Source organism: Microcoleus sp. K4-B3, assembly GCF_036704615.1.
Lineage (GTDB): Bacteria > Cyanobacteriota > Cyanobacteriia > Cyanobacteriales > Microcoleaceae > Microcoleus.
In genome coordinates, this window is record NZ_JAUBSF010000174.1 from 1 (window position 1) to 4,943 (window position 4,943).

Genomic DNA, 4,943 nt, shown 5'->3' on the forward strand with positions numbered 1-4,943 from the left:
CTGCGAAGCACTGTCAGTCGGCGCTGGATGGTGGCTAAAAGTGCTAGTATGCTGCGTGTAACGTTCCACAAGACAATCAGGCTAATTAGCGACGTTAAAAACGTCCCTATCAAAGACGCTAAATCTGTAAGACTTTTCACTGTCACGGAGGCTGATTAAGCAATAAGTTGACTTTGTTTTCTACCCTAATCACGCTGTTGTGAGTGTTTCCTATAGCATTTGTTAAAGTGTCAGCTTCGGGACCCCAATATTCCCAAATAGTTACATTGACTTGATTGAACCAGTAAGGAAAAGCAAAATTGAGGGTGTAAGTTGTTGTAAGTTTTGGAAATATAAACAACTGCGTGCGCCCCAACCACAATTTTCGGCTGCTAACTGACTCTGCTCCTTGAGAAGGCCCCACGCCCAACCTAATTTTTTGATTGAGAAACCCTCCAAAGCGCCAATTTTGATCGGGTTCTGGATTTGTTACGTAAATTGCAAGAATGTGCTTTTCAAATTGATAAGGAGGCACGTAGTCGGGTATGGGGTTGCCGCTAAAAGCTTGCGAGTCGCTTTGTATCCAGTTTTGAGCGTTGTCAAGTTCAACGAGCAAGGTCATATTTTATAGACCTTAATAATCAAATAAATTTGCTATTTGCCATGCGGCTTCTTGAAGGTGAAAAAATGGATCTATTTCTGCATAATCTAAAACGTCTAGATAAGTATCAAGATCCAAGTCTCCATTCAAAAAATCTCTGTTTGATTGGTTGACAAGCAGCATCTTTTGAAATTCGGATTCTGTGCTGTTAACAGGAATTTGAATATCTAAGAAGTCCTCAATTTCATCAGGAATTATCAGGTTGGCTTCGTCCATCCCTGGAAGCCAAAGCTCTTTTTTGAGGCTCATATTAATTCAATTCCTGTTAGTTTGATTATGCACTAGCGATAACGATGTTTCCGATATCACCTTGAGGGGAAAATCCTACAAATCGATTGTCCGGAGGAGTGCTGCCCAGCAAAGCTGTCCGCAAAGCTTTGCGCGCGCCTTGCTCTGATTTGTCGGAGGCTGAGGAATTCACACCAAAAGGACTGCTGACAGTATTTGTCGCATATTTTAGATACGGTCTCCCCGTCATTCGAGAAATTTGCGGTGCGCCAGCGCCCGTTCTTTCCGTAACCTTTACTGTCGCAAACTTTATTTTTTTCGCTCGTGCCGATACGTTACCAGCACCCGTAGGAACTGTCGCTAGCACGTAGCCAGTAGTCGCAGTAGGAGCGGTAGCAGTAAGAACGAGCGTAATTAAACCCGCATCGTTTTCTTCTTTGGTATTCGGTGCTGGAGTTGCCGCAGCCGATGCTAAAGCTTTTGTTTCGTACCAAAATTTATCGGGCGCGCCGAAAGGTTGAATATATGCAATGCGCGAGGCTCTATTTACGCGCTTGTTATTGCCCACAGCAGTTGCGTAAGCCGCTTGTTTTGCAGCTCGATCCAACTTTAGCCAAGCATCAAATTTGTCTTTTGCGGCTTTAAGCTCTTCGGCCCGCATGATATCGCCAAATCTAGCCATTTGTTTTATTGCGAATATTGTTAACAGTAATTCTTTTTGTGCCGGAACTACACTTTTTAACTATGGCTTACCGTGCAGGCAAAAAGCTGCTATTTTCCCGTTTATTAAAAATTCAACCCTATAGGGTTGTAGGAATTTTGCGCTATATTAAAACCATTGATTGGTAAGGGTTGTAGACTGTTATGACTGTTATTGCTGCTGGAACAAATGGAACAATTAAAGGCACGACTGCTGAAGCGCAATTCTTGCAATTAATAGAATATTTTCAAGGATTAGAAGCGATTGGTAACAACGTTACTAGCTACGTTACTGGCAATTACGACAGCGACGCTTTGCTGTTTACGGGCGATTTTACGATGCCCGTAAAATTCACGGGAAGCGGATTGAATTTTGTCGGCAAAACAGAAAGCTTTTTAACAGGAACATTCTCGGCTGGCACGGGTGGAAAATTTACTGCAACCAATGCCTTAGATTACTTTTTAGAGGTTTTAAGTTTCATCTTGGCGACTCAAAACGACGATTCTAAAAATCCCAATAAAACCAAGAATGTCAGCGCCAGTATCAACGCAACTAACGGAAGTATTACTGGTAGTTTTACCCTGCCGTTTACCCGAGTGGTTACAGATACGGGCATCACTATCACGCCTAAAGAATATTTGTTGAGTTAAAAAATGCCGGAATATACTTTCCCGTTTTTATTCGAGCCGCTAAAAGCTAACAGTACGATCCAAACAATTTTCGACACGAATAGTTTGGTCGCGCCGATTAAAGCTGCGATTGCCGGGTATATCGCTACGTTGGGGTCGCCCGCCGCTGAAACCGCACATTTATCGTGGGAAAACTGCGGTGCTGCAATTTATCTAGAACAATTGGTAGCCACTTACCATTTACCGAGCCTCGGCATTCAGACACCGGCACCGGCTCTCAAGCGAAATTCTACGCTTGCCGACAAAGTAACGGAAATTTCGGCGCTTAACGGTCAGTACCCCAAGTGCCAGCTAATGCTGTTTGTGCGGAACTCTGCTGCCGACCCGTGGGTTTGGAAAAACACCGAGGTAATCCAAAACTACGGCAACCGCGCAAACACGCTTGATTTGATACCGTACTTGAGCCAGGGCACGTTAGACATTTTGGGCAAGGCAACCCAGATCGGCATTCAATTTATAAACGACCCGACGTTTAAGACGACGCTGCCGGCTGCGGGCGATCGCCTTTCGATTAAGGGAGCGCTGCGGGTCGAGGTTTCGCAGTTTGACTCAAAAAAAAATGACGTGATTGAGCAGTTGTTCGATCGCATGGCAATGCTAGAACTAGCCGTCAACGGCCGCCTAATTGATTTACCGCCCAATACATTGCTCGGTCGGAACAGCACGACAGGTATTGTGGAAACCGTGCCTCAAACGAAATTTGCAACGCCAGCAATGATCGATCAAGCGATTATTGACTTGGTTGGGGGAGCGCCGGGGGCGCTCAATACGTTGATAGAACTTGCGAGCGCATTAAATAATGATGCGAATTTTGCTGCAACCGTAACAAATGCTTTGGCATTAAAAGCGCCGCTTGCATCTCCTACTTTCACGGGAACTATTTCTGGAATCACAGCAGCAATGGTGGGACTAGGAAATATAAACAATACCTCTGATAGTGCCAAACCTATCTCTATTGCACAGCAAGCTGCCCTTGACCTCAAAGCGAATATAACATTTGTAAACACAGCGATTGCCAATTTAGTAGCATCATCGCCCGCCGCTCTTGATACATTAAATGAGCTGGCTCTGGCACTGGGCAACGATGCTAATTTTGCAAGCACAATGACAAATCAACTTGCACTAAAAGCGCCCCTAACAGAACTTGCAAATTATTTCCCCCAAAAATCTTATATAACTCAAAACAATCCTGATAATTTTTTATCAGGAATACAAGGGTCTGACTACAACTTAGGCGAAGGTTTATCAGGGTGGCACTTTATCACTAACATCCGAAGCAATAATAATGCTTACGGCATACAGTTAGCAATTAGTGACACAATGGAAAAAATAAAATATCGAAGCAAGATAAATAATACTTGGCTGCCATGGCAAGCGTTATATGTTGGCGATAACCCTGGACTGAGAAGTAAACTAATAACCGGAACAACAGCGGCTCAACAAGGAAGCGCTGTAATAGTTGCACACGGCTTAACAGGCAGCAAAATACAAAATGTAGAGGGCGTTATTCGGTTTAGCGCAAGCGGAACTGTTCCGCTTAATGGAACACAACCTAACTACCAAAATTGGGTATCAACCGATGCAACAAGTCTCAGCATAACAAATGTCGCCAATAGCTCACTAGGGATTTTATCCTTGCCATTTGCAGCGACTATCTGGTATTCGCCTTAATAAAATTATGGGCAAAATTCGCGACGGAATATCTCAAGCCACTGTATCGGCAGAAGGTGTCATATCAGCCGAGGGCAATATTGGAAAAAATAAAACTAGTGGCTCTATTGATAGCGAAGGGATTTGGGATTTAGGGATTGACTTTAAAGTAGGGGGTTTAGGCGTAACTAACGATTACGGCGGTGCAATTACGGTTAGCATCGCCGGTCAATCAATTACTTGGGGGAGAGAAGGCGGAAAGATTCACTACGATTTAGGAGGATTTGAAGTAATTGTAGAAGCTCGGGACTGCATTGTTACTGAGACTAAAAAAATCATGGGGATAGTAGTTGCGTCGCACACATACCCCGACCCGGGATGCGAATTGCCGGAAGAAGAAGGGCCGATAGACCCGCCAGACCCGCCAGAATTACCAGATGAAGATGGGGGGATACAGTTACCTGATACGGCAGAAGTTGGCTGGGTTATTTTCAATATGAAAGAGGAATACTATCAGTGGGGAAGAACAGACAATCCCACTTATAGAAATACAACTGTCAGAACGGTTTCTGACATAAAAGAAAAAGATAGAATAGCGGCGGTTTTACCTTTCAAGCTCGTTTCTACTAGGAATCCTTACGGCGCTGCTAATTACACCTACGAAAAAGACACCCCCATACACAACAGCACAACTTACAGAACTGTTGGGGAGTTTGGAAACGCTTCGGCTGTAGCTTCTCAGAGATACCCGGCTAACACTTTCATTTGGTGGCTTGTTGCTGGCTTCTATGGAAAAGTAAGTGAAATAAAAAAGTTTATTGAACTTAATAAAAAGAACAACGATGCAGAAATTGCGAGAAGTTTGACGACTCTTTACACGGGCGCTAAATCTTTCTACTTTTACATTCCTACTAAATTTATTCCACTCAATCCCAAGCCTAAAATACCCCGACCATTTCTACAACCAGGAGTACCCCCGCACGTGAACGACTGCTGCGAAGAAATTCTCGACACCCTCGAAGATTTAAAAGATGTT

General features: G+C 43.9%; 6 protein-coding genes. 3 read left to right on the forward strand and 3 right to left on the reverse strand.

Going from position 1 to position 4,943, the window contains the following annotated elements:
* Positions 1-142: 142 nt before the first annotated feature.
* Genes QUA78_RS31790 through QUA78_RS31800 form a run of 3 tightly spaced genes read right to left on the reverse strand, consistent with a single transcriptional unit; the run spans position 143 to position 1,550 of the window.
* A complete protein-coding gene (locus tag QUA78_RS31790) occupies positions 143-601 on the reverse strand; it encodes a hypothetical protein (RefSeq protein ID WP_333306872.1) in 459 nt (152 codons plus the stop codon).
* 12 nt (positions 602-613) lie between these two features.
* Positions 614-889 carry a hypothetical protein gene (locus QUA78_RS31795; protein WP_333306870.1) on the reverse strand — a complete coding sequence of 92 codons (276 nt, stop codon included), beginning with the start codon at positions 887-889 and terminating at the stop codon, positions 614-616.
* Between the two features lie 25 nt (positions 890-914).
* A complete protein-coding gene (locus QUA78_RS31800) occupies positions 915-1,550 on the reverse strand; it encodes a hypothetical protein (protein ID WP_333306868.1) in 636 nt (211 codons plus the stop codon).
* A 182-nt stretch (positions 1,551-1,732) separates the two neighbouring features.
* Here QUA78_RS31800 and QUA78_RS31805 point away from each other — a divergent pair, with 182 nt between their 5' ends.
* The 3 genes from QUA78_RS31805 to QUA78_RS31815 form a co-directional block, all read left to right on the forward strand.
* Positions 1,733-2,218, forward strand: coding sequence for a hypothetical protein (locus QUA78_RS31805; protein WP_333306867.1), 486 nt, complete (start codon positions 1,733-1,735; stop codon positions 2,216-2,218).
* 3 nt (positions 2,219-2,221) lie between these two features.
* Positions 2,222-3,928: a hypothetical protein gene (locus QUA78_RS31810; protein WP_333306865.1), complete on the forward strand. Its 1,707-nt coding sequence runs from the start codon at positions 2,222-2,224 to the stop codon at positions 3,926-3,928.
* Positions 3,929-3,935: 7 nt separating this feature from the next.
* Positions 3,936-4,943: hypothetical protein (locus tag QUA78_RS31815; RefSeq protein ID WP_333306863.1), on the forward strand; the 1,008-nt coding region annotated here is incomplete at its 3' end.

What these genes read in the sequence shown, in the direction of transcription:
- QUA78_RS31800 (WP_333306868.1), bottom strand. Translation starts at nt 1,550, where the DNA reads ATGGCTAGATTTGGCGATATCATGCGGGCCGAAGAGCTTAAAGCCGCA.
- QUA78_RS31795 (WP_333306870.1), bottom strand. Translation starts at nt 889, where the DNA reads ATGAGCCTCAAAAAAGAGCTTTGGCTTCCAGGGATGGACGAAGCCAAC.
- QUA78_RS31810 (WP_333306865.1), top strand. Translation starts at nt 2,222, where the DNA reads ATGCCGGAATATACTTTCCCGTTTTTATTCGAGCCGCTAAAAGCTAAC.
- QUA78_RS31805 (WP_333306867.1), top strand. Translation starts at nt 1,733, where the DNA reads ATGACTGTTATTGCTGCTGGAACAAATGGAACAATTAAAGGCACGACT.
- QUA78_RS31790 (WP_333306872.1), bottom strand. Translation starts at nt 601, where the DNA reads ATGACCTTGCTCGTTGAACTTGACAACGCTCAAAACTGGATACAAAGC.